This window comes from Cellvibrio sp. UBA7671 (assembly GCA_002483145.1).
GTDB lineage: Bacteria > Pseudomonadota > Gammaproteobacteria > Pseudomonadales > Cellvibrionaceae > Cellvibrio > Cellvibrio fibrivorans.
This window is the reverse complement of the sequence record DLHJ01000016.1, coordinates 205,281-229,555: the sequence shown is the minus strand read 5'-3', so window position 1 is coordinate 229,555 and position 24,275 is coordinate 205,281. Positions and strand designations below refer to the sequence as shown.

Genomic DNA, 24,275 nt, shown 5'->3' with positions numbered 1-24,275 from the left:
AGGCGCGAATTCTAGCAGGATGGGAAAAAACTATCTGCTAAGGATACATTCGCGCACTGCCACCACGGCACCCAAGATTAAGCCAAAATGCTATTCAACCGCACCCTTATCTTGCGTTGGTATGGCGCTGGCCTCTGCAGCCGGAGCACTTGCAGCGGCTGGTTCAGTCACTGATGGGGCACTCGATACCGCCACAGAAGAGACCGCTCCTTTGTTCAAACGCTGCTGCAATTTATCCAATAATTTATTTTTTTCTTTCTCAACTTTTTGTTTTAGCTCGTCTTTTTTCTCTTCATATTTTGCGCCGTGTTTTTCTTTGAGTTTGTACACCGCGTAGTCTTTGGTTAGCTCGACCAGCAATTCTTTATCGGGACGGCAATCGCTCAGTGGATTAATTTCAGCGAAGGAGCCTTTGCAGCGCAGCAATTCCATACCGCGCTCAAGCCAATATTGGCTGCCGATACTGCAACCACCCGCACTGGTGGTTACTGCAACTTGCTCGGCAGTGATGGTATCGGTTTTGTCTTTGTTTAACTTAAACGGCAGAAAAATATCGTATTCATCGGTGGCGAGATTTATTTTTCCGCTTGAACCCAATTGCAACTTTTCCACACCGGCTTTGAACGTATCGATAGTGATAATTTCATCGCGCCATTTAATGCTACCGGACAACTCGTTCATTGCCGTGAACTCATCCCACACTTTTGCAGGGTCTTCAGTTTTATTAACTAGATTCACCAGTTTACAAAATTGTTGCTCTAAATTGATGGGCAGCAAACGCACCTGTGCGCCCGAAAAAGTTGCGTTACTGCGCAGGGATTTAAATAACTGGTTAACCGAATTGCCTTGCGTGCTGCCGAGTGCACGCGCTTGCACGGCGCCCTGCAAACCAAACTTGGAATCCATTTCCAACTCTTTTAATAAAGGCTCCAACTCCAAGCCCTCTACACCTGCGTCAAATTGCACTTGCGCCTGTTGGCCGCGTGCATCTAATTGACCTTTGGCCGTGATAGCTCCAGCATAGGCTTTTGCAGTGAGGTTTTGTTCAATCATGCCGTTTTTGGCAAGCACTTTCAGCGCAACATTTTCCAGTGCGATTTTATTGACGATCAATTTTTTCAGTGCGAGCTTGGCGTTGATATTTAAACCGCGTAAATCATCGAGCGGGAGAAGCGTATCTTCAGCGGGTGCCGCTGCTGTTTGTTCAGTTGTTTCAGTTGGCGGTGGCAAATAATGATCCACATTAATTTCATCGCCATCTAACACCAGCTTGAGAGCGCCAGTGGAAAAATCGGTAATACCGATGCTGCCGGAAAAGTTCGTGGTATCCAGCACCAACTTTAGATTTTCCAATTTCACTTTTTTAGCAGTGCCATCTACACCCGATGAAAATGCAACCTTGCTGAACGCATCGCTATTGGCTGTTTTCAATTCAGTACCGAGCGCAGCAAAGAATTTACGCGCATTCATTTCAGTGAGTTTTATATCGCCTTTGTACGCCAACTCTTTTTGTAAATCGGTGATAACCAGTGCGTAATCGAGCGCGAATTCAGCGGTTTCGCCGCCGATAATTTCCGCCTGTAATTTGCCATCCGCCAATTTAATATTGTTGACAGCATCATCCACGCTAACTGTGTTTTTTAATGCGGCTTGCAACTCCAACTTGTCGGCGCCAGCTTGTGCCAACTCCATCACAAACGACAAATCCAGGGCAAAAGGTGCAGCGCGGGTATTTACATCGCTCATGGTGAGATTGATGTCGCGCAGCGCAATAGTTTGTCCGCTCTGTGCATCGCTGTAATTCACTTTCGAATTGCTGAGGCTGATGTGCTGGATATCGAGTTTTAAATTTGTGTCGGCTGCCGGTTCTGGTTGGGTAGGTTTGACAGGCTGATCGGGTTTGCTGAGCGCCTCCCAATTGCCTTTGCCGTTGGCATCGACCTTGAGAGAAATCACCGCGCCATCCACCGCAATGTGATCCACCTGAAAATCGCCGGAGAACAGCGGCATCAGCGCTAGCATCAAACTCGCTTGTTGTAATTCCGCGATCGGTTGGTTGGGCGCATCCAATGCAGCGACGCGCACCTCGTTCACCGCCACCCCCAAACTCGGCCATAAATCCCAGCCCAGATCACCGTTAATTTGAAGGGCTATGCCCTGATCTTTGGCGATAGCCTCAATGCGCGGCTTAAAGCGGTTGGCATCGACCAAAAAAACCAGCGCGAGCGCGGCGAGTAATACCAAAACCACCAAGATAGCGAGGCTTTTGAGCAGAATTTTCATAGTGACTTCCTCTGTGATGGAACGAAAGCGCAACCAAGATGCGCCCACTGGCACTCAAGGCAGGTACTTAAGTTTAGAGGGGAGTGTATGAACAAAGTGCCCCACTAGCCAGATAAAACCTGATGCTGCTCACAGAAATAAGCCGGAGTTCGGGCATTTTCAGTGCCACTTTTACTCGAACCTGGCACCCACACTGCCACTTTGCAGCACAACCGCAACTGGGGTGCGCACGCTTGCAGGATCCTTATGCTGGTAGGGCTGCGGCGAGTGTCATTGGATGACCACGCGGGCTTTTCGGTTTCGCTGTACCAAACCCTAAATCCGCCTCGCTGCACAACCACTCAACTACTCAACCACCAATAACGAATAAAAGGTGATGCTATGAACTCTCCTCGTACGCTAATTTCACATCTAAAGGAATGGCTCTACGCTGGCTCAACCGCAGCCTGCATGGTCGCCACCTGCATCATTGCCAGCCCCAGCCATGCGCAGAGCAATGCGATCCCCGCCGGTGACCGTGTGTTAATGGGCGCATTTGTCGATCGCGATTGGACTGCTGCTCACCCCTGCGGCGACAAGATCACCCAGGATTGGGAATGGGCTGACAACAAGCAGTGGTATGGCAATGCATCGCCCTATTTCGGCAAGATCTTCCCGGAAGTCTTTCGCCCAGACGGTAGCAAAAACTGGTACTACCTATGGGAAGCCGAGGTAGACAAGATCAAAGCGCAAGGCCGCGTGCCTTATATCAACCTTGAATTCCACGGCGAATTGGCGCTGCACGACAACAACAAATGCTGGTGGAAGTGGGATACCACCAATCAGCGGGTTGATCGCAACATCATCAAGGAAATTCTGGATGGCAAACATAACGACATCATCGACAACATCGCCCACGGCTTGAAAGCCGAGAAAGTGCCGGTCGTCATCGATCTTTTCCACGAGGCGAATGGCGCCTGGTACGACTGGAGCCCCTGTAAAAATCGCGAGACCTGGGCGCGTTTTAGAGATGCGTTCAAACATGTGGTGGATCGCTTCCGCGCAGTGGGTGCGACCAATGTCCAATTCGGAAATTCCATTTGGCCCAACTCCGATTGCTGGACCGACGCTGGCCCTCACGGCACGGGCGCGATAGTCGCTGACATGTATGTACCCGGCTATATGGATTGGATCGGCATTGATATTTACGGTGGTGCTGATGCCAGCTTCAAAAGCATCCTTAACCCTTGGTACAACCAATTAGCCGCAACCGGTCGCCCCATCGTGATTGGTGAGATGGCGGTTACCCCTGGCGCGCACAAAGCCCAGTGGATTCGCGATTTCGCCGACGCCTTCACCAGCGGACAGTATCCAAAACTGCGTGCCTTCAACTGGTTTGATATCGACAAGCAGGGCGAGGCCAACTGGCGTATCGACGCCGACGGCGCCGGCCCGGTGTTTGACGCCGTTATGAAGCACCCCAAGATGACCGGCAGTTTCGGCACCTACGAACTCAAAAACAAAGCCAGTGGCAAGTGTCTGGATGTGCCCGCTGCATCTACTGCTAACGGCGCCAAGTTGCAGGTATATACCTGTAATGGCACCAATGCGCAGACCTTCACCCTAGCGGATCTGACCGGCTACAAAATGGAATTGCGTGCACTCAACAGCGGCAAGTGTGTGGATGTTGCCGCTGCTGGCACCGCCGATGGCACTCTCGTACAACAGTACGATTGCAATGCCTCAGGCGCGCAAACCTGGACCATGAAGGTCATCACCTGGGCACCGCTGGAAGTGGAATTCGTCGCTGCTCACTCTGGCAAATGCCTCGATGTTGATATGGGCATAGGCCCCAAAGTGCACCAATGGTGGTGCACCGGCGGAGCCGCCCAACGCTTTATATTAACCAAACGTTGATTCCCGTTTAGGGGGGCGCAAGCCCCCTTTTTTTCACGTCTTTATTCCTCTAAAAATACTGAAGGACTACTAACATGTTGAAATCCCTGTTTCGCTTGTCTGCCCTAAGCTTGATCATGATGGGCGCCAATACCCTGGCTCAAACTCCCGCGGCACCATCTCCGGCAGCCGCCGCGGAGTACACCAAATTCAAAACCCAAAACCGCGGCGAGATACTGCTGGAAACCGGAGCCGTGCTCCGCTTTGAAGTAACCAACCGCGAAACCCGTGGCGAGGTAGAAATCGTTACTGCCCGCCTGCTCGACCCCTATGCAGTGACCGACACCAACTACCGCAACCTGATCGTCACCCTCACCCCCAAAACTGCCGATCTGACGGCGTTTGCGGAAACCACGGAAGGCCACTTTGACTTTAACCCCAGCGGCGATGCGAGCCGCCTGTGGCGCAAGTCCACCCCTCCGCCCAAGCTGGATGAGATTTACCACCCCAAGGCTGCCCGAAGCGCCAAATCCGCCAAAATGGCTGCCCCCACCGCCGCGCCACTGATTCTGGGTGAGAAGGACTCTTCCGGCCGCTATGTGGTTGACGTGTTTGTCGGCTTCTCAACGGCTGCAGCCAGCTCCCAATATGTGCGTAATAATCTGGAGGCCACTGCCCAATCCTATGTAGAGCAAGTCAACACGGCGTTGAAGAACAGCAAAGTCGAGAATGTGTATCTGCGCTTGGTAGGCACGGGCACCGCGCCCCACAACCCCGGTGTCGTCACCTCGGTATTGGATGATGTGAACACCTGGTTCGCTGCAGATATCGAGCGCACCGCCCCCGATTTGGTAGGCATGGTACAAATGCCTACTGACGCACCGGGCAGCGCCGGTGGTTGGGCAGGCGTGGGCGGAGACACCCATGTGATAGGTGCACCCTGGCCGGGCGCCTATCGCCATGAAGTCGGTCACAACGTGGGCGGGGTTCACTGCCCCGACGGCAGCGGCTACAACTTTGGCCATACCCTTGGCGAAGGGCGCGGCACAATCCAATGCGGTAACGATTTAGCCTACTACTCATCGCCCCTGATCAAAGACGAACAAGGCAATGTGCTGGGCGATGCGCAGCGCAGTGATATGGCGCGACTCTGGCGCGAGCGTGCGGCAGAGATGTCGGCCAACCGCACCCACAAAGTGCCATTTCCTGATGCACCCGCTACCGGCATCACCCTGCAAGCCGAGGACTACACCGGCTTCTACGACACCACCAGCGGCAATACCGGCGGCGCTTACCGTCAAGATGGTGTGGATATCCAAGCCACCACGGACACCGGCGGCGGCCACAATGTTGGCTGGATTGCCAATGGAGAATGGCTGGCCTACAAGGTCAACCTGCCAGCAGCGGGGCGCTATCAGGTGTCCTACCGGGTTGCCAGCCTGAACGCCCAGGGCGTGATTCAGTTTGAAAAACAAGGCGGCACTCCGGTTTATGGCCAGGTTACTGTGCCTGTCTCCGGTGGCTGGCAACAATGGACTACCGTCAGCCACGAAGTGAGCTTGCCGGCAGGCGAGCAATTTGTCGCCCTCGCCCTCAAAACCGGCAGCTTCAATCTCAACTGGATCAAGCTGGACAAACTGCCCGATAGCCTTGGCACCTTCCGCCTGCAAAATGTGTGGCAAACCACCCAGTACATCCATATCGAAAACGGCAACCCTGAATCAACCGATGTACCCGTCGGTTACTGGAGTTCGCAATGGGTATTCGAGCCAGTGAGTGGATCGAACATTGTGCGCCTGGTTAACCGCTGGAAACCCGATCAGGTGTTGACCATCAGCAATGGCAACCTCACCGCCGCGAGCGCTGCCAAAACCGACACCAATAGCCACTGGGAATTGGAAAAAGTGACCGCCAATGAGTACCGCCTCAAAAATCGCGCGGCACCTACCCAGTACATCAACAACGAATATGGGCGCCTGCAGGTAGGCAGCATCCAACCGGGTTGGTGGAGTGCGCGCTGGAAACTTGTCGCCGCACAATAATCCCGCTGTAAACAAAAAAGCGCGTATCCGGGTGACCGGGTACGCGCTTTTTTTATTGGCACGCTTGCGCCCGCGGTAGGAATTATTTGCCCGAATCAGCCAACCGCAAACCACTGATATCGGGTGTAACGGGTTTTACAGTGGGCTTTAGCTGGCCGAGATCACTGCCCGCAGGCGCTAGCCCGTAATCGCCCACTTCCACTATGGCAGGCAGAACAATCGGGCGCTCGTCTTCGCTCAGCAAATCGCTACCCGCTTCAGCAATATCCCAATCTTCCAATTCAATTTCGACCAGGGGCAACTCCAGCTTTTCATCGGCGCTGATCAGGTCGGCACCGACGGCAGCCAGGCCCAAATCCGGAGCAATGACTTGCGCATGGATCTCTTCATGAACTTCACTCACATCGACCAGATTCCCTTCAGCCGCACGCAGGCTCAGGCCGGAGATATCCACACTCACCGGCACAGGCGCCACAGGGCGTTCTTTGGCGGGTAGCAGATCGGAACCGAGCGGTGCCAATGTCCAACCGCTGACCACCGGTGCTGCGGCAGGAACTATGGCTTCAGCTGTACGACGCGGGACTGGAGCCGGTTTAGGTGCTGCATTGGCAGGGCTGGTATCACTGGAGCAAACTTCGACCATCGCGCCCGCTTTGATCAGCGCATCGCGGTATTTATTGGCAGTTGCCTCATCCAGGTTGCGCTTGAGCGGCACTGGGCGACCGGTAAATAAGGCGTCGATCTTGGCCGTATCAGCCTTGAACAGCTGTTGTAATTTGGCTTTTACTTCGGCCAACTGGTGGCCGAAGACGATATCGCCGCGGAAAATAATGTCGAACTCGGGAGCGCTCATAATCCAAAAATCCTGCTGCTAAAACTGCACTGCTTGAATGATAGCACTCACTGCCCCTAATGCCGCCCTATGCAGCAGGCGATCAAATAAGAGCGATAAACAGCGCACAGAATGTAACCAATCAGTCTTACGGGCGACTGGCAGTCGGTGCAACCGCCAACCATACTCAATGCCTAAACTGCGAGGGAGTGGTGAAACTATGTTGCCTTTTATTCAAAAGAAACTGCAAGACAATCGCTTGGTGATTGATGGCGCGCTCAGCCCACACGGCAATGCACGCATCAAGGTGGAGCAGGACATCGCATTTTTGACCGACCGGATCAATGCTATGCAGGCGCATCCGCGGCCCAACACTATGCTCATCGAACACTATCAATCTATGCTCAAGAGTCGCGAGTCAGTGCTGAAATGGCTGCTGGATGGCTGCGATGATGAGACCAGTTATTTGCCCGACCAGCGCAGCGCCTGATTACTACTAATCACCAGCCTCATCATTGAGGTGATGATCCATATCGAGCGCCGGAGACTCCCCCTTCGGCCTGCCGATAGGTTTGGCAGGCACACCCGCAACGGTAGTGTGCGGTGCAACTGCGTCTAACACCACACTGCCTGCACCGATTTTTGCTCCCTCACCGATTTCAATATTCCCCAAAATTTTTGCCCCTACCCCAATCAAGACACCACGCCGGATTTTAGGATGGCGATCGGTTTTAACGCAGCCGCTGCCACCGAGGGTGACGCTGTGCAGCATGGACACATCGTCTTCAATCACCGTGGTTTCGCCGATCACCACGCCCGTGGCGTGGTCGATCATAATACCCGCACCGATACGCGCGCCCGGATGAATATCCACATCAAATGCCTGCGAAATCTGGTTCTGGAAATAGAGCGCGAGCGCGTTGCGCTTTTGCAACCACAACCAATGCGCAATGCGCCAGGATTGCAGCGCATGATAACCTTTGAAAAATAAAAACGGCATGCAGAATTTATTACACGCTGGATCGCGCTCGCGATGCGCGCGAATATCCGCGCGCATCGCCTGCTCAATGTTGGCATCGGCCTGCATCGCCTCGGTAAACACTTCGCGCAACATCATCGCCGGTAATGCCTGGCTATCCAGTTTATTGGCAAGATGGAAACTGATCGCCGCCGCAAAAGATGCGTGGTTCAAAATACTCGCATGATAAAAACTCGCGAGCACAGGTTCATCGGCACTCGCCTGCTGCGCCTCAGCGCGGATTTCTTGCCACACATCAACATGGGCGAAATTGTGTGCTGGTATTTGCATAACTACCTAGCCTAGGAGTTCTTGAAAATTAACGGGATTAGTTCATCCATCGAAAAAAACACTTCAGCACCAAGCGCGCGCATTGGCTGCAATAATACATTGTCACTACCATCTTTATTTGGCGGACAATAACCAAGCGGGCGCATGCCAGCAGCAACTGCAGCTTGAATGCCGGTCAAGGAATCTTCCACCACTATCGCTTGTTCTGCAGGGATATTTAATGTTTTTGCCGCATATAAAAATAAATCCGGCGCCGGTTTACCGCGCGTCACATCTTCAAAACTGAATACGCGCCCTTGCACATAGGGCATGATCCCGGTTTTAGCCAACGTCATGCGCATTTTTTCGTGCTTGCCGTTGGAGGCAACACAAAATGCAATCTGCTTTTCTTTCAAGCTATCCAAGACATTCATCACACCGGCAACCGGCTCCAATTCTTGTTCGCACACCACCAGCGTTTGCAATTGCACATGCCGCCAGAATTGCGCGCCGCGCTCTGCTTGCTCATCAGCGCTCAGATTTTTCCACGATTCAAGCTTGGACAATTCTTCCGTAATCATGAGGATACAATCTGCCACGGATTTTCCGCGATAGGTTTCCAGAATATAATCCGCACTCAACTCAACTCCAATTTCTTTTAAGCAATCACTCGTCACCTGCGCAGAGATAATTTCGCTATCTACCAATACACCGTCGCAATCAAAAATAATTAACATACTTATCTCTTTACCTCTGCAATAAAACCTGAAATCAACTCGGCTGATTTGATGATGAAGCGGGATAAGGCGCTTTTAATAAAATCGCCAGACCTCCCACTAAAAATACAACCAACGCCGCCATACCAATACGTGCAGAATCGGTATAGAGCGTTAAACTCGCCACCGCCATGGGCGCCAAAAAAGCTGTCGCACGGCCAGCAAGCGCATAGATGCCAAAATAGCGCCCCGCCTCATCGGCACTGACACTGCGCGCCATAAATGAGCGCGACGATGCCTGTACCGGACCAAACGCCAAACCAATCAATAAACCAAAAACGATGTAGGCTTTTTCAGCGTCCGTTGCAAATAAACCGCCGGAATCCACAACAGAAAATTGCACCAGACCAAAGAGCGAATAGCCGGGGCCGGTAGAAATAATGCCGATAGTGGCAACAATCAAACACAATAAACTGAGCAAAATAACGTTTTTCGAACCCATGCGCGTATCCAATCGCCCTGCATAAGCGCAGCCACCGATAGCGACGAACAGCAACAAAATGCCGTAAATTCCCATCTCAATCGTCTGCCAGCCAAACATGCCTGCAGCAAAAGTGCCGCCCAGTGCGAGCAGGCCGTTAACACCATCTTGATAGATCATGCGCGCCACTAAAAAACGCAATAAACCCGCGCGCTGTTTTAATTCACGCAGCGTATTTTTTAATTCGCCGATACTTTCAGTAATTGCCGTTTTCAGTGGCACACCTTTGCTGCTATCCGGTGTAAAGAGAAACATCGGCAAAATAAAAATGAAATACCAGAGCGCCGCGTATGGCCCGGTGATGCGCGCATCTTCGCCTTGCGCCGCATCCAAGCCAAACAGCGGCGTTATTCCAATCAAGGTTTTACCGGTGGCTGGATTTCCAGCAAGCAACAACAATACGCTGAACAACACCACAAGGCCGCCGAGATAACCCAAACCCCAGGCGAGATTAGAAATGCGCCCAATATCTTCTTTAGCGATCAACCGCGGCATCATCGAATCGTTAAATACAATTGAGAATTCCGCAGCAATCATAGCCACAATGACACACAACATCGGTAACCATAGCGCAGAACCTGGCGCAGCAAACCAGAGCAGTAAGAGCGCGCTAATTTTTAGCGCCGCAAAAAAAGCAATCCAGCGTTTGCGCGCGCCGGTTGCATCAGCAATTGCGCCTAGCACTGGTGCCATCAATGCAATCGCAAGCCCGGCGATGGTGACAGTGTAACCCCATGCGGCCTGCCCAACGACTGGATCGCTCGCAAGACGAGAAACAAAATAGGGACCAAAAATAAAGGTAATAACAACGGTAAAAAATGGCTGCGCTGCCCAATCAAATAACATCCAGGAGCGAACAGCTTTTTTTGAGGCAGGCAGGGTCAGTTCAGAGTGATTCAAAAAATAATTCCTTATTGATTGTTAATCGACACAAATAAAACGCGAGTAAATTTCATCGAGGTTATCGAGCACAACTTGCTTCAATTCCAAATCCGTTTGTTCAAGTTGCTCGCGCAACAAAGCCTGTGTAAGTTGGCGAGAAAAAACAGTCGCCAGCGGCGCATAACTTAAATGCCATGGCTCAGGCGCTATGCCGCCGCGATCCTGCGCGTAGGGGCGAAAAAAATCGCTATTGCCCTGCGCCAACTCGTCACTCAACCAGCGATGAAATTCAGCAAAGGGACCATCACCCTGCGTTTCGGCAAGAGTCAATTGCAATTGATATTCGGGATCTATGTGCGCGCTACCGTACACATCGATATCCGTTCCCCAATGATGACGCGACGCACCAGGCAGTGCAGACCAGCGCAAAATCGCAAAAACTTTATCGCGCTCCGATAACGTATTTATATCGACGGCCTCACCCGCATCATTCAACACCGGGCGCTGGCCGCGCGCCTTGTTATTCCAGATCATCAACTGCCGATCAAAACTTCGATAACTGCTCGCCACTTTTAAAATAAACCCAGCACTGGCAGCACGCTCTGCTAAAAATAATAAAGGATCGAGCATCTGCCGATGGACACGGCAAGCAAGTAGGGGAGACTCCACTAACGCGCGCTCATCCAATCCCAGCAACAGTTCAGGTGTCCAATCAGTCATGCAAGAATTCCGTCAAGCTGGGTTTATAGATGAAATTTTCCGCAAAGTATTGCGCCATTTTATTGCGTTTAGTGCACCATTTGTCACGATTTGCATAGCATTCGAGAGAAAACAATTGCACATGACATGCAAGTATGTAAGATAAGGCAGCGATGTAAACGGAAATTTTAAAACACAATACCCGATAATAATAAATGGAGATTGCACTGTATGACTGCCTGTCATAGTGAGTTATTGCAATTAAAGAATCTTGGAATGGCATCGGTAAACATCCTCCGCGCAATAGGGATCAACACCCACGCCGACCTCAAACGCACTGGCGCTGTTGAGGCCTATCGCCGTATACGAGCTCGCGACATCAATGTTTCCAAAGTCATGCTCTACGCCTTGCAAGGTGCGCTGATGGATGTCCACTGGAACGATATTCCCCCCGACCTGAAAGCCCAGTTGGTCAGTGAAGCCGAAATGCCCGAACAGGGAAACTTTTCCCAGGCAACGGCATAGCCGCGCACAAAAATCGCATCTGGTTATCAGAGTGAGGTTTTAAGCGCAGTTTTTTCCCCGGCACAGGCTACACTAAAAGCGCCTTACTAGCGTTTTTTTGTAACCGAGGGGTATATGCATCTTCCAACAAAACAGTCTGATCTTATGTCTGAGCTCGCAGCAAAATTGCGCAGCCTCACCGAACTTTTATGCACACAAGTAGCCCCAGCCGATGAGCCTTTTACAGTAGCTGCAAGCACCGATATTTTTGAGGATATTCCCCCGACGCGCGCACTGCTGGTTATCGCAGGCCAGATTGATTATTACCTGCACAATAAATTGGTCATGCATTTTGAAGAGGGCGACCTGCTTGGCCTGCCCCGCTCACTCAATCTCCCCCAAGGGCAATTCAGCTGCAAAGCGCCAGTGACACTGCTGGCCTATGAACGCGACGCACTGGTCGCACAAGCCAATAGCGATCTTAAATCCCAGCGCAACTGGGCATACCTGCTGCTGAGCACCATCAGCTATTACGAGCAGGCGCTCACCCAGGAGTTGCGCAGCGAATTCCAACCGTCTGCTGGTTTCCTGCATTTTCGCGCGGGCGAGACAATTATCAACCAGGGTGATGTCGCCGACCGCGTTTACACATTACTTGAAGGCGCCGCCGATGCTGTCTGCGACGGGGTAAAAGTGGGTGACATTCACGCCAATGAGATCTTCGGTGCTCTCGCCGTATTTACGCGCCAACCGCGTATCGCCTCGGTAATCGCCAGCAGCGATTGCACTGTATTAGCCGTGCGCAAAGAAGAGTTCATCGCCTTGATTGAACACCAACCGCAGATCTGCCTGGGCCTGATTGAAGAGATGGCGGCCAAAATCAACCAGCTCAACAGTCAATTACTACAAGTAAAATCCGCCGCAACCACCAAATAAGAATATTTCTCAAAAACACTTGACCACACAGATGAGAACGATTATTGTTAACTCGCTGCTGCACAACATCTCCCGTGCAGCAGCCGAGAGGATTCAATAGTCGCCCTGCAAGTCGATTGCGGTTTCTTCTCACCCCTAGGGCCTTTCCTCTCTGAAAGTCTCTCGGCTAACACGGTTGCTTGGGCCGCCCTTGTGGCGGCCACTTTTCTCTGCGCTCTTTCACCCTGTCCTGCACTTTTTCCTTTCTTAACGCGGCGATGATTGAAATTCTTTCGCAGCGCACACATATACTCCCCCGACGTTGCGTATAAAGCAGCGAATTAATCATTTTATGGGAGATATTATCGTGTTACGCATAGGCTTGTTTTTGTTAACTAACCTCGCAGTCATGCTGGTGGCGGGCGTTGTGCTGAGCTTGCTCGGCGTGGGCAACTATCGCACCGCAAACGGCCTGGATTTATCAAGCATGCTGGTGTTCTGTGCCGTGTTCGGTTTTGTCGGCTCCTTTATTTCCCTGTTCCTGTCCAAGTGGATGGCCAAACGCAGCATGGGCGTACAGCTAATTGAGCAGCCACGAAATGCCGACGAACAATGGCTGGTAGATACTGTGACCAAGCTGTCGCAAAAAGCCGGTATCAAAACTCCGGAAATTGGTGTGTTTGCTGCACAGGAATCCAACGCCTTCGCCACTGGCTGGAACCGCAATGCGGCACTGGTTGCGGTGAGCCTGGGTTTGCTGCAACGTTTTGAACGCGATGAAGTGGAAGCGGTACTCGCGCACGAAATCGGCCACGTTGCCAATGGCGATATGATAACCCTGAGTTTGATCCAGGGCGTAGTAAATACCTTCGTGATGTTCTTCGCGCGTATCATCGGCGACTTTGTCGACCGCGTCCTGCTCAAGAATGAAAGTGGTCGTGGCTTTGGTTTTATGATCGCCACTATGGTTGCAGAAGTAGTACTGGGAATTTTGGCCTCTATGATAGTCGCCGCTTTCTCACGCTATCGCGAATACCGCGCCGACCATGCAGGTGCCACACTCGCTGACCGCGGTGCCATGATCCGCGCCCTGCAACGCCTGCAGGCCGAATCAAATGCTGGCGTAGAAAGCCCCTTGCCAAGCAGCATGCGTGCCTTTGGTATCAGCGGCGGCGTACGTAATCTGTTTGCCAGCCATCCCCCATTGGAAGCCCGTATCCAAGCCCTGCGTGATAACGCTTAATCGGCACGGAGACTGGTTATGAGACTCTGGCGCTGGTTAGTATTGATGTGTATGACTGGCGCCAGCGCCCTAAGCGCTAGCGTCCAGGCCTTTTCAACCGATGACGAACGCAATAGTGTTGAGGTGTTTGAAGCTGCACGCCCCAGTGTGGTGTTCGTTACAAACCAACAACTCGCCCGCGATCCCTACTCCTTTGATCTGGTGACTGTGCCGCGCGGCTCAGGCACCGGCTTTGTATGGAACGATAAGGGTTACATTGTCACCAATTACCACGTAGTAGAGGGCGCGCGGCAAATTACCATCACCCTGCAAGACCAATCCAATTGGCCTGCAGAGGTAGTGGGGTTGGCGCCAGAACGTGATCTGGCAGTGCTCAAAATCGACGGCAAAAAAGCCAAGCTAAATGCCCTGCCATTAGGCGATTCAGGCGATTTGCGCGTTGGCCGCAAAGTGCTGGCGATAGGTAATCCGTTTGGTCTGGATGCAACACTTACCACGGGTGTGGTGAGTGCACTGGGGCGCGAAATTATCTCCCCCAACCAACGCAAGATTACCAATGTTATCCAGACAGATGCCGCAATCAACCCCGGTAACTCCGGTGGCCCATTGCTCAACTCCGAGGGCAAGTTAATTGGCGTCAACACTATGATTTACAGCCCAAGCGGTGCTAGCGCCGGCATAGGTTTTGCGATTCCGGTCAACACAGTAAAAGAAGTTGTACCCGAGCTGATTGAACATGGTCGCTTGGTACGCCCGGTACTGGGCATTGCCGTTGCACCCGACCAATGGGCGCAACAGATAGGTATCGAAGGGGTGCCTATTTTGCGGGTCGAGCCTAACTCACCCGCCGCTGAAGCCGGGCTTGAAGGCGCAAAACGCAACAACTGGGGGCAGATCACCCTGGGTGATGTCATTGTCGCCATCAACGATTACCCCACTGCCAATGACGACCAGTTACTCAGTGCCTTGGAAAATTACAAACCGGGTGAAAAAGTCACCGTCAGTGTGGCACGCGATGGCAAGCTGCTTACACGCACCATTCGCCTTGCAGCACCCAAGTAAGTGAACACTAACTTACCGGATAAGCTACGCCTTTGCTCCCTTGCTGACATCCCCGAGGCTGGCAGCAAGGGGTTTAATCTGACGGGACGCAAGCTCTTTGCTGTCAAACAACAGGGTAAGGTTTACCTTTACCAAAACAGCTGCCCGCATATCGGTATTCCGCTCGAATGGGTGGAAGACCAATTCCTCGACAGTAGTGGCAGCATGATCCAGTGCGCCAACCATGGCGCACTGTTTCTGATTAAAACGGGCAAATGTGTCGCTGGCCCCTGTAGCGGGCGCTCACTTATCCCCATTGAGTTCAATATCGACGCAGGCGACATATTCATTTGCACGTCGTAAATTTGCGTAAACCCGATCGAGTTCATCCACACTGGCCAGTAAAGTCATCTCCCACTAGCCGCTGTCGACTAATAGACAAGATTATCCACGGAGAATAGCTCATGCAAAATTTCACTTTTTCCAACCCCACCAAGATTGTATTTGGTGAGGGCCAAATCAAAGAGATCGCCAACCTCGTCCCCGCAGGTGCCCGCATACTGGTCACTTATGGCGGCGGCTCAATCAAAAAGAACGGCGTCTACGATCAGGTCGTTAAAGCGCTGGAAGGTAAAACCTGGTTCGAGTTCAGCGGCATAGAACCCAATCCCCACTATGAAACCCTTATGAAAGCAGTGGAGCTGGTTAAAAAAGAGAAGATCGACTTTCTCTTGCCCGTTGGTGGCGGTAGTGTGATTGACGGCACCAAGTTGATTGCTGCAGCGGTCAATTTCAACGGCGAGCCATGGGATATTATGGCCAAACACCAACCCTTCTTCAGCGCCTTGCCAATCGGCTGCGTACTGACCCTGCCCGCCACCGGTACCGAAAGCAACGGCAACTCGGTGATTACCAAGGCCGCGACCCAGGAAAAGCTTTCCTTTGGTAGCCCGCTGGTCTATCCGCAATTTGCCATCCTCGACCCAACCACGACCTATAGCCTCCCGCCGCGCCAAATCGCCAACGGTGCGGTCGATGCCTTTGTGCATATCATGGAGCAATACCTGACTTATCCTGTGGATGCCAAAGTCCAGGACCGTTTTGCTGAAGGCCTGTTAATGACACTGATCGAAGAAGGCCCCCGCTCGTTGAAAGAGCCAACCAACTACGCGGTGCGCGCCAATGTCATGTGGGCGGCGACTATGGCGTTGAACGGTTTAATCGGTGTTGGCGTTCCGCAAGATTGGGCAACCCATATGATTGGCCATGAACTTACCGCCATGCATGGGTTAGATCACGCCCAAACCCTCGCCGTCGTTTTACCCGCCGTGATGCAACACCAGCGCGACAAAAAACGTGCGAAGCTGCTCCAATACGGCCGCCGCGTATGGAACCTTAACCACGCCGATGAAGACGCACTGATCGATGCGGCCATAGCCGCAACCAAAAACTTCTTTGAGCAGATGGGCACCCCGACAACCCTGAGCGGATACGGTGTCGGCCGCGATTCCATTCCAAAACTGGTGGATATGCTGGTTAAACATGAGCTGCTGGCGCTGGGTGAGCACGGTGTGATTACCCCTGAGGTCTCGCGTGAAATCCTGGAACTAGCGGCTTAAAGTAGGCGCACGCGCAACTAAAGGCCGTGCATAAAAAAGCCCCGCCAACTAATTTGTTGGCGGGGCTTTTTAAAAGCTATTCAAAGGGGTTATTGGCGCAAAATTTTATTCACGATTGAGGTAGTTGAACAGTTGTCGTAAAAGCTAAGCACTTTGACAGAGCCGTTGTAAGCCTTCACGATTTGGTTGCCGATGACTTGATCCTCGCTGTAGTCGCCGCCTTTTACCAGCACATCCGGTTTGACGCGGCGGAGCAAACGTTCAGGGGTATCTTCATCAAAAGGCACTACCCAATCCACCGCTTCAAGCCCGGCAAGCACAGCCATACGGCGGTCGAGCGGGTTGATGGGGCGACCAGAGCCTTTCAGGCGACGGATGGATGCATCGGAATTCACAGCTAATACCAGCCGATCACCCTGCTTGCGCGCCTCTTCCAGATAGCCCACATGCCCCGCATGGATAATGTCAAAACAGCCGTTGGTAAACACGATGCGCTCGCCGCTGGCACGGGCATCTTCCAACGCCAGCAGCAGCTGCTCTTCAGTCACTACGCCGCGCTCGGCCCCCTGCTCAGCAATAATAGCGCGGCGCAGCTCCGGTGCACTCACCGTTGCTGTGCCCATTTTGCCTACCACTATTCCCGCTGCCAAATTGGCCAATGCTGTGGCCTCCGGTAAGGTTTGGCCAGAGGCAATAACAGCAGCAAGAGTGGCGATAACCGTATCGCCCGCACCCGTCACATCAAACACTTCGCGTGCACGCGCGGGCAAATGCAGCTCTGTTTGGTGATGTCGCAAAAGCGTCATACCCTGTTCACCACGAGTGACCAACAGCGCCTGCAGATCCAATTCCTGCATCAGTGCTTCACCCTTGTCCACCATATCCTGTTCGCTCGTGCACTTACCCACCACCGCTTCAAACTCAAGGAAATTGGGCGTCAGCATAGTAGCGCCACGGTAGCGAGAAAAATCATTGCCTTTGGGATCAACCAATACCGGCACTCCAGCATCGCGCGCCATACGAATCAGGGATTGGCAATCGAGCAGACTGCCTTTGGCATAGTCGGATAGCACCAGTGCATCAGTGCGGTTAATCAGGTTTTTCACCTTGCTCACAAATTCGCAGCTGTCCGAGACATCGAATTTTTCTTCAAAATCCATGCGCAGCAATTGTTGGTGGCGACTGACTACCCGCAGTTTTGTGATGGTCGGTTTGGTTGTCGAAATCTGGAAATTCGTATGGATCTTGGCTGCGCGTAAACGGCTATGAAGGATCTGCCCAGCTTCATCATCGCCGACAATCCCAATCAGCGAAACACCGCAGCCCAAGGCTGCCATGTTCAGGGCAACGTTACCCGCACCACCAGGGCGATCTTCCGTTTGGTTGACCTTAACCACTGGCACCGGTGCTTCGGGCGATATGCGCGAACTCGTGCCATGCCAATAGCGATCCAGCATAAGGTCGCCAACGACCAGTATGTGCGCGCGCTCAAAGTAGGGCATTGTCAGATGCATAAGTAACTCCCATAGTTGTAATCCATTAATACCACTTCCCCAACATAATCAATTACTGCCGTTACTCGCGTATCAGATCCCTGGCTATTCAGGGGGGATCTCATCATCATTAAAATGCTTGGCGTGGAGCCTGGCGTAGTGGCCATTTTTCTCCAGCAATTGCGCATGGGTGCCCTGCTCCAGTATTTCACCATGATCCAGCACAATAATCCGGTCAGCCTGCTCAATTGTAGACAAACGATGTGCAACCACAAAAGTGGTGCGGCCCTTCATCACAGTGCTGAGCGCCGCCTGGATATAGTGCTCAGACTCATTATCCAACGCCGATGTTGCCTCATCGAGAATTAAGATCGGCGCATCCTTTAAGAGAGCACGCGCAATGGCTAGACGCTGGCGCTGGCCACCTGATAAACGCGCTCCCGATTCGCCGATTATCGTGTTAAACCCCTCAGGCAATTGTTCGATAAATTCCGTAGCGTAAGCTGCATCGGCAGCGCGACGAATCTCGTCCAGCGAGCGCGACTGCAAACTGCCGTAGGCAATATTGCCCGCAACCGTATCGTTAAACAAGGTCACTTGCTGGTTCACCAGGGCGATCTGCTCGCGCAAACTGGCGAGCGTGTAATCGCGCACCGAAATACCGTCAATTAAAATGTCGCCTGAGGTTACATCGTGAAAACGGTTAAGCAGCCCTACAAGCGTGGATTTACCGCTTCCCGAGCGTCCAACCAGTGCAATTACTTCACCGGCATTTACCGTTAAATTAATTTTATTTAACGCGGGAGCAGGTTGATTGGCATAACAAAACGTTACATTTTTTAATTCAACTTCTCCCTTAACACGCTCGATTTTACGGGTACCGCGATCTTCTTCGGCCGGTGTATCAAGCAAGGTAAACACGCTGTCGGCTGCAGCGACGCCTTTTAATATCGCCGGTGCCACCTCTCCCAAACGACGCATGGATGGAAGCATCATTCCCGCAGCGGTCATATAGGCGACAAATTTTGCTGGATCAGCAATTTCCATAAAACTAAGCGCGATAAAAATCAACGCAGCCATAGCGGCGGCGACGATCAGTTGGATCAAGGGTGTATTCGCAGCGGATGTCACCACAATCTTCATATTCTGTTGGTAATTCTTTCTGCTCGCGGCTTCAAAGCGTTGCTTCTCATAATCTTCACCGCCGAAGCTGCGCATTACACGCACACCGTTAATCATCTCACCTGCAACTTGGGTGATATCTCCCACAGAATTCTGCACTTTGTTGCTCAACCGACGCAGACGTTTGCCCACCACAGAAACCAGAAAACCAATCACCGGTGCAATCACAATAAAAATCATTGTCAACCGCCAATCCATCTGGATCAGCGTTGCGAATAAAAAAATCACCGTTAACCCTTCGCGGAGGGAAATTTTTAACGCATCGGTCGCCGCTGACGTCACACCATTAATATTGTAAGTAATGACTGAGATGAGATGCCCAGAACTGCTTTTATCAAAATGTGCGTTCGGCAATTGCGTCATATGGTTGAACACCTGGGTACGCAAATTGTGAATCACACTGAACGCAATTTTGGATAAATAATAAGCCCCAAGAAATGCGCCGATACTGCGCAACACAGTAATGCCCATTACTTGCAAGGGAACCAAATAACGATCGGCAGGATTATTCTCAGAAATAACATTGATTAAATTTTCCAGCGTGTGGACAAACAATTTGTTCGAATAACCATAAAGCGCAAAACCAACAATGCCAACTACAAATAACAACCAATAGGGTTTTACATAAGTAAGCAGGCGTTTATAAACAACCCAGGCCGATGTGTCGCCCACCACAGGATGTTCTTTCTGTACAGGATTCATAAATTATCCAGAATCAGATTAATGTTTTATGCGCGGATGCTTCACACGCAAATTGTTTTCGCGCACCAGACTCGCGGCCAATAACGCAGCGGGCACCCAATAGAGCAACCACTTGGTATCGATTTCCCAAAACAAACTGCGCGAATCAACAAATAGACAACCACAGCCGTAGACTAACCAAAGTGTCAGTGGCGCCAAGTGCCGATGCTGGCGCGCTGACCACAATAACAACATAAGATGAATCAAGGCCAAACCCAATCCAACTACACCCGTGCGATATAAAATGTCCAACCATGCATTGTGGGCGTGGTGATAAGACCCAATGCCAGTCGCAATATCGGTTGACGCCTCCATACCAATACCCGATAGGAACAAGCTCGGCTGCGCACGCATTTGCGCAATGACGTCCCACCAGATTTGATCGCGAAAAGAGGCGCCGCGCCCAAGCAATGCTTGATCCAATGGAAAAAAGTAAAGCGCTGCACCCAGCGCAAGCAATGCAGCGCACGATTGCGTCAATAAAATTTTTCGCCCCGGGCGCAACCAAACGAGGCCAATTACCAGCACCAGAGCAAGCGATAACAAAGGCCCGCGACTTTGGGACAAACCCAGCGCCGCCAAAGCGGGAATGGTTGCAAGCGATAAACCGAGTGCACACTTAAAACAGGGTGTGCGCCAGGACAGCAAAATACCCACCAACACCACCACACCATAAACCTGCCCCACTAAAGTAGGCGCGCGCGCAAGCGTGATGCCCTCCAGACGTGCCGCAAGTGGATGGCTCCAATAAAATACCGCAATGCAAATTGTCGCCGTTAGCGCGCCGATTAGTAAAAACCAATATAGAAATTTATCCCAATCCAGTGATTTTTTGTGTATTACCAACGCTGCCCCTAACAGCCAAGCAGCAAGAATCAAAAACTGCAAAATAAAAAATCCTGCATCGCTGCCCCATACACTGGTTATGCAACTCCAACCTGCATAAGCCAATGCAGAAACGCTAAACCAACCACCGTACTGATACAGTTCCGGCTTGCGCCACGGTAATAACAACAGGATGGGAATAAAAAAGGCGAGCGCGTAAACAGCCTCCACTCCATCGCGCGAGGGCGACCATAAAAAGGCGGTGACAAATACCCACAGACCGCCAAACGCCCAGCTCGATAATTTTTGTTCGCGCCAGTCGCGCTTGAATAAATTCATAAACCGCTTAATTCCTTTGATCAGGCAACAAGTGATCCGATAACAACGGCTCGTGCCCAAATTCGCGTTTATAAGTAGCACGTGCACGTGCCGATATTTTTTCCAGCCGATGTTTTTGTTCCACTAACAAAGTGCGCAACTCTTGCGCAAAATACACGCGTATAAAACGCAAATAATCGCGCCGTGTAAAAGGCAAATTCAATGACGAAAATAACAGACCGCCTAAATCTTTCACCAGCCAGCGCTCAGGCACGCGTGGGCGCAGCTGTGCGCGATGCAAGTCCACCAGATACATCTCCGGCGCAAGATTTTGGTCTGCAATAAATTTTGTATTCAACATAAAATGGCAGAGATAAAAATCGCGATGATTAATACCAGCAGCATGAAACTCACGGGTAATAATAGCGAGGCTCGCCAAAATGCGGTGCTTGGCCTTAACGCTTACTGAATGCTGCTCGAAAAAATGATCCAGCTGGATCACATCTGTCAGCTCGCGCGTCACGATAAAGGATTGCTGGCGTGCCGGATTTTTACCGCGCACCCCATAGGCAACTGGAATCAAGCTGGGGACCGCCAATGCACTCAATTTATTCAGTGCCTGCCATTCATTGGTGGCACCTAACACAGGTAAACGAAGCTGCAAATAATTTTTGATGATTTCCCGCCAACCCACTCCGCGATGCCATTTGCGATAATAACCCTGACCATTGATTTCAAAACGCAGGGTCTGGCGATCTTTCATTTCGCGCGCTATTTTGCCCTGCATATCTTCCATTAACGCAAACACATCCTGGCCTTTCCATGCATCGCTTAATTCTTCGCGCAGGATCACAACCGCATCAGCAGATTCTTGTGCTTGCAGGGCATGCACTGCAGGATTCTCTTTCGCAGCAGCAATTCTTTCCAGCGCTGCGACAGCAATAGCAGAGCGGGAAAATACGTCGCTGGTCTGCGCAAATAATGCAGCGCGCTTGCGCCACAGATCTACATCAACCGCGAGTGTTGTGGCAAGCAATTGTGCAATCGCGATGGGTGAGGCATCAGCGGGAATCAATTCCCCCATTTTCTGATCTGCAACGTAATGTGCATAACCGCAATGATCAGACGCTACTACCGGGACACCACACAGCATCGCTTCCAAAATCACATTGCCAGCCAGTTCTTTGCGTGCTGGATGCAACAGCGCATCCGCAGAGTGCAACAAATCACCAACTGGGCTGCGCGGCCCCAAAAAAAATATGTGCTGCTCAATCCCTGCCTGCGCGGCAAGTTGACGATAACTGTGTGGATCATCCTTCCCCACAATCACCAGCGCGACTTTATCCGCAATGATTTTTGTCAATGCAGCAAAGGTATTAATACTGATATCGACAGCTTTGGTTTTATACCCGGAACCCAGACACAAAATAATTTTGGTATCGGACGATAGGCCTAATTCATCGCACAACGCAACGCGCGCTGCGCCAGGGTTGTTACAGGCGAGATGCGCTGTCGAAATCCCAGGAGGCAGCGCATGAAAACGCTCGGGCTGGGTAGCGTAATAACGCACAAATTGTTTTTGTTCACTCGCAACCAATGAAAGAATTTGCGTTTCGCTTGTATCAGCGAATACTGCTTTTTCATAAGCAAGATACAAACGTGAACGAGGAGCCAGCCGATACAACCAGTTGCGCTCACGATATGCCTTGTGCGCAAAACAGCTATCACCTGCAAAATACACATCAAGCCCTGGCATTTTGTTAAAGCCGACCAACAAATCAAATTGATTACGGTGGAAGTGCTGCTGGAATGCATCGACAAAATGTTTCACACCGGCAACATTAAAAAAGCCGGAACCTTTAATTTCAATAACATTAATACCAGGGATTTTTTCGCCTTGCCAATCACTGCAAAAAATACTGACTTGATGACCGCTTGCCTGCGCAGCCTGTGCAATTGCCAGCATATCGCGCTGCAAACCACCAAAGGGGAAATAGCGAAAAATAGCAAAGGCTAATTTCATCCAGGATTTTCCATTGCGACAATTGCCGGTTGTGCGATAAGCGCATTGAGCGCGGCCAATACTTGTTGCGGCATCAATTCACGCAAACACTTGTGATGTACTTTTGGACATTCACGTTCAAAACAGGGCGAGCACTCAATTTGATTGCTGATAATACTCACCTGCTCAGTTAGCGGCGGCGTATGCTCCGGTGACGTAGATCCATAAATCACCGCGAGTGGTTTTTGCAATGCAGCAGCGATATGCATCAGCCCCGAATCATTACTTAATACTGCGTCTGCACAGGCCATTAATTCGATTGCTTCGCCAAGGCTAGTGCCACCGGCAAGGTTGTAACAATGCGCGCGCTCGTCATCCAATAATAAATTGCGAATGGCATCGGCAACCGGGTGATCTTTTGCAGAGCCCATTAACCAGACTTGCCAACCGGCGCGAATTTTTTCATCGACCACTTCCGCAAAATAATGCTCTGGCCAGCGTTTCGCAGGACCATACTCGGCACCGGGGCAAAGTATTAACAGCGGGCGGTTAAGCTGCAATGCAAACTTTGTTAATAATTGTGGTTGCTGTGATTTATCAATACGCAATTCAGGAAAAGGAAATTTTTGTAACGGCTCTGCATTTTTTGGTAGCGCCAATGCCGCGTAGCGCTGCACCATTAAAGGATAACGTTTTTTATCCAGCACGCGCACATCATTTAATAATCCGTAACGCAGCTCACCGCGCCAACCGGTGCGCACCGGAATGTTGGCAAAAAATGGAACAAAAGCAGATTTAAACGAATTGGGCAAAACAATCGCCTGATCGTAACCTTCGCCAGCAAGCGATTTACCTAATGCGCGCCGCTCGCCCAAACCAAAGGTGCCATGCCCAAGCGGCATATCAATCACGTTATGAATTTCTGGCATACATGCCAGCAACTGACGCGTCCACCCCGAGGCAAGCACATCAATGTGTACTTTTGGGTTGCGCAGCTTGAGTAATTTAAACAGGGTTTGCGCCATCATCATATCGCCGATCCACGCAGGGCCAATCACCAAAATTTTTTGGACTTTTTTTAGCTCGGCAGGAAAAGCAATTTCAGTCATAGGCGACAATTCAGCAGTGGGCGATTCAATGATGGACAAGAGCTCAGCCATGCAACTTTGAATAGAAACAGTAACGCAGAATCATTAATACAAAAACACACAACACCAAAACGATAACGGAGCCA

At 51.3% G+C, this 24,275-nt stretch carries 20 protein-coding genes; 9 read left to right on the top strand and 11 right to left on the bottom strand.

Translation table 11 applies throughout. From position 1 onward, the window contains the following. Positions 1 to 90 precede the first annotated feature (90 nt). A complete protein-coding gene (locus B4E62_RS16800) occupies positions 91 to 2,283 on the bottom strand; it encodes an AsmA family protein (protein ID WP_331352859.1) in 2,193 nt (730 codons plus the stop codon). Between the two features lie 381 nt (positions 2,284 to 2,664). On the opposite strand from B4E62_RS16800, the gene B4E62_RS16795 reads away from it, so the two are divergent. Further along, positions 2,665 to 4,179, top strand: coding sequence for an RICIN domain-containing protein (locus tag B4E62_RS16795; RefSeq protein ID WP_331352858.1), 1,515 nt, complete (start codon positions 2,665 to 2,667; stop codon positions 4,177 to 4,179). A gap of 74 nt (positions 4,180 to 4,253) precedes the next feature. Further along, the gene (locus B4E62_RS16790; RefSeq protein ID WP_331352857.1) at positions 4,254 to 6,200 is read left to right on the top strand and encodes a carbohydrate-binding protein; all 1,947 of its coding nucleotides are present in this window, start codon (positions 4,254 to 4,256) and stop codon (positions 6,198 to 6,200) included. An 82-nt stretch (positions 6,201 to 6,282) separates the two neighbouring features. Here B4E62_RS16790 and B4E62_RS16785 read toward each other — a convergent pair whose 3' ends face one another. Further along, on the bottom strand, positions 6,283 to 7,053 hold the full coding sequence (locus B4E62_RS16785) for a hypothetical protein (RefSeq protein WP_331352856.1): 771 nt from the start codon (positions 7,051 to 7,053) through the stop codon (positions 6,283 to 6,285). Positions 7,054 to 7,252: 199 nt separating this feature from the next. Between B4E62_RS16785 and B4E62_RS16780 the strand changes: the two genes are divergently transcribed. Beyond that, positions 7,253 to 7,522, top strand: a complete 270-nt coding sequence (locus tag B4E62_RS16780) for a hypothetical protein (protein ID WP_310067869.1) — start codon at positions 7,253 to 7,255, stop codon at positions 7,520 to 7,522. 6 nt (positions 7,523 to 7,528) lie between these two features. Here B4E62_RS16780 and cysE read toward each other — a convergent pair whose 3' ends face one another. Genes cysE through B4E62_RS16760 form a run of 4 tightly spaced genes read right to left on the bottom strand, consistent with a single transcriptional unit; the run spans position 7,529 to position 11,179 of the window. Continuing rightward, positions 7,529 to 8,341: a serine O-acetyltransferase gene (cysE, locus tag B4E62_RS16775; RefSeq protein ID WP_331352855.1), complete on the bottom strand. Its 813-nt coding sequence runs from the start codon at positions 8,339 to 8,341 to the stop codon at positions 7,529 to 7,531. A gap of 11 nt (positions 8,342 to 8,352) precedes the next feature. Further along, positions 8,353 to 9,057 (bottom strand): HAD family phosphatase, encoded by a 705-nt coding sequence (locus B4E62_RS16770; protein WP_331352854.1) that lies wholly within the window; start codon positions 9,055 to 9,057, stop codon positions 8,353 to 8,355. Between the two features lie 34 nt (positions 9,058 to 9,091). Continuing rightward, the gene (locus B4E62_RS16765) at positions 9,092 to 10,477 is read right to left on the bottom strand and encodes an MFS transporter (protein ID WP_331352853.1); all 1,386 of its coding nucleotides are present in this window, start codon (positions 10,475 to 10,477) and stop codon (positions 9,092 to 9,094) included. 21 nt (positions 10,478 to 10,498) lie between these two features. Beyond that, positions 10,499 to 11,179 carry a M15 family metallopeptidase gene (locus B4E62_RS16760; protein WP_331352852.1) on the bottom strand — a complete coding sequence of 227 codons (681 nt, stop codon included), beginning with the start codon at positions 11,177 to 11,179 and terminating at the stop codon, positions 10,499 to 10,501. Positions 11,180 to 11,389: 210 nt separating this feature from the next. Here B4E62_RS16760 and B4E62_RS16755 point away from each other — a divergent pair, with 210 nt between their 5' ends. The 6 genes from B4E62_RS16755 (at position 11,390) to B4E62_RS16730 (ending at position 16,480) form a co-directional block, all read left to right on the top strand. Then, positions 11,390 to 11,683 (top strand): TfoX/Sxy family protein, encoded by a 294-nt coding sequence (locus tag B4E62_RS16755; RefSeq protein ID WP_310067883.1) that lies wholly within the window; start codon positions 11,390 to 11,392, stop codon positions 11,681 to 11,683. Between the two features lie 144 nt (positions 11,684 to 11,827). Then, positions 11,828 to 12,598, top strand: coding sequence for a cyclic nucleotide-binding domain-containing protein (locus B4E62_RS16750; RefSeq protein WP_331352851.1), 771 nt, complete (start codon positions 11,828 to 11,830; stop codon positions 12,596 to 12,598). 346 nt (positions 12,599 to 12,944) lie between these two features. Next, positions 12,945 to 13,820 carry a protease HtpX gene (gene htpX / locus B4E62_RS16745; RefSeq protein ID WP_310069428.1) on the top strand — a complete coding sequence of 292 codons (876 nt, stop codon included), beginning with the start codon at positions 12,945 to 12,947 and terminating at the stop codon, positions 13,818 to 13,820. A gap of 18 nt (positions 13,821 to 13,838) precedes the next feature. Then, positions 13,839 to 14,882: a S1C family serine protease gene (locus B4E62_RS16740; protein ID WP_331352849.1), complete on the top strand. Its 1,044-nt coding sequence runs from the start codon at positions 13,839 to 13,841 to the stop codon at positions 14,880 to 14,882. After that, positions 14,883 to 15,224 carry a Rieske (2Fe-2S) protein gene (locus B4E62_RS16735; protein WP_331352848.1) on the top strand — a complete coding sequence of 114 codons (342 nt, stop codon included), beginning with the start codon at positions 14,883 to 14,885 and terminating at the stop codon, positions 15,222 to 15,224. Between the two features lie 101 nt (positions 15,225 to 15,325). Continuing rightward, entirely contained in the window at positions 15,326 to 16,480 is a 1,155-nt protein-coding gene (locus B4E62_RS16730; RefSeq protein ID WP_331352847.1) for an iron-containing alcohol dehydrogenase, read from the top strand. Positions 16,481 to 16,569: 89 nt separating this feature from the next. Here the strand turns inward: B4E62_RS16730 and hldE are convergent, their stop codons facing one another. The 5 genes from hldE to waaF all read right to left on the bottom strand — a co-directional run bounded on the left by hldE (position 16,570) and on the right by waaF (position 24,201). Then, on the bottom strand, positions 16,570 to 17,994 hold the full coding sequence (gene hldE / locus B4E62_RS16725) for a bifunctional D-glycero-beta-D-manno-heptose-7-phosphate kinase/D-glycero-beta-D-manno-heptose 1-phosphate adenylyltransferase HldE (protein ID WP_310067895.1): 1,425 nt from the start codon (positions 17,992 to 17,994) through the stop codon (positions 16,570 to 16,572). Between the two features lie 84 nt (positions 17,995 to 18,078). After that, complete coding sequence (gene msbA, locus B4E62_RS16720; RefSeq protein ID WP_310067899.1) at positions 18,079 to 19,857, bottom strand: lipid A export permease/ATP-binding protein MsbA; 1,779 nt, start codon at positions 19,855 to 19,857, stop codon at positions 18,079 to 18,081. Between the two features lie 18 nt (positions 19,858 to 19,875). Further along, positions 19,876 to 21,060, bottom strand: a complete 1,185-nt coding sequence (locus tag B4E62_RS16715; RefSeq protein ID WP_331352846.1) for an O-antigen ligase family protein — start codon at positions 21,058 to 21,060, stop codon at positions 19,876 to 19,878. 7 nt (positions 21,061 to 21,067) lie between these two features. Next, positions 21,068 to 23,062: a lipopolysaccharide core heptose(I) kinase RfaP gene (gene rfaP, locus B4E62_RS16710; protein ID WP_331352845.1), complete on the bottom strand. Its 1,995-nt coding sequence runs from the start codon at positions 23,060 to 23,062 to the stop codon at positions 21,068 to 21,070. Then, a complete protein-coding gene (gene waaF / locus B4E62_RS16705) occupies positions 23,059 to 24,201 on the bottom strand; it encodes a lipopolysaccharide heptosyltransferase II (RefSeq protein WP_331352844.1) in 1,143 nt (380 codons plus the stop codon). Before waaF ends, rfaP begins: the two co-directional genes overlap by 4 nt. Positions 24,202 to 24,275 lie beyond the last annotated feature (74 nt).

What these genes read in the sequence shown, in the direction of transcription:
- msbA (WP_310067899.1), bottom strand. Translation starts at nt 19,857, where the DNA reads ATGAATCCTGTACAGAAAGAACATCCTGTGGTGGGCGACACATCGGCC.
- B4E62_RS16790 (WP_331352857.1), top strand. Translation starts at nt 4,254, where the DNA reads ATGTTGAAATCCCTGTTTCGCTTGTCTGCCCTAAGCTTGATCATGATG.
- B4E62_RS16715 (WP_331352846.1), bottom strand. Translation starts at nt 21,060, where the DNA reads ATGAATTTATTCAAGCGCGACTGGCGCGAACAAAAATTATCGAGCTGG.
- B4E62_RS16730 (WP_331352847.1), top strand. Translation starts at nt 15,326, where the DNA reads ATGCAAAATTTCACTTTTTCCAACCCCACCAAGATTGTATTTGGTGAG.
- B4E62_RS16780 (WP_310067869.1), top strand. Translation starts at nt 7,253, where the DNA reads ATGTTGCCTTTTATTCAAAAGAAACTGCAAGACAATCGCTTGGTGATT.
- B4E62_RS16800 (WP_331352859.1), bottom strand. Translation starts at nt 2,283, where the DNA reads ATGAAAATTCTGCTCAAAAGCCTCGCTATCTTGGTGGTTTTGGTATTA.
- rfaP (WP_331352845.1), bottom strand. Translation starts at nt 23,062, where the DNA reads ATGAAATTAGCCTTTGCTATTTTTCGCTATTTCCCCTTTGGTGGTTTG.
- B4E62_RS16755 (WP_310067883.1), top strand. Translation starts at nt 11,390, where the DNA reads ATGACTGCCTGTCATAGTGAGTTATTGCAATTAAAGAATCTTGGAATG.
- waaF (WP_331352844.1), bottom strand. Translation starts at nt 24,201, where the DNA reads ATGGCTGAGCTCTTGTCCATCATTGAATCGCCCACTGCTGAATTGTCG.
- B4E62_RS16770 (WP_331352854.1), bottom strand. Translation starts at nt 9,057, where the DNA reads ATGTTAATTATTTTTGATTGCGACGGTGTATTGGTAGATAGCGAAATT.
- B4E62_RS16760 (WP_331352852.1), bottom strand. Translation starts at nt 11,179, where the DNA reads ATGACTGATTGGACACCTGAACTGTTGCTGGGATTGGATGAGCGCGCG.
- B4E62_RS16785 (WP_331352856.1), bottom strand. Translation starts at nt 7,053, where the DNA reads ATGAGCGCTCCCGAGTTCGACATTATTTTCCGCGGCGATATCGTCTTC.
- hldE (WP_310067895.1), bottom strand. Translation starts at nt 17,994, where the DNA reads ATGCATCTGACAATGCCCTACTTTGAGCGCGCGCACATACTGGTCGTT.
- B4E62_RS16740 (WP_331352849.1), top strand. Translation starts at nt 13,839, where the DNA reads ATGAGACTCTGGCGCTGGTTAGTATTGATGTGTATGACTGGCGCCAGC.
- B4E62_RS16750 (WP_331352851.1), top strand. Translation starts at nt 11,828, where the DNA reads ATGTCTGAGCTCGCAGCAAAATTGCGCAGCCTCACCGAACTTTTATGC.
- B4E62_RS16795 (WP_331352858.1), top strand. Translation starts at nt 2,665, where the DNA reads ATGAACTCTCCTCGTACGCTAATTTCACATCTAAAGGAATGGCTCTAC.
- cysE (WP_331352855.1), bottom strand. Translation starts at nt 8,341, where the DNA reads ATGCAAATACCAGCACACAATTTCGCCCATGTTGATGTGTGGCAAGAA.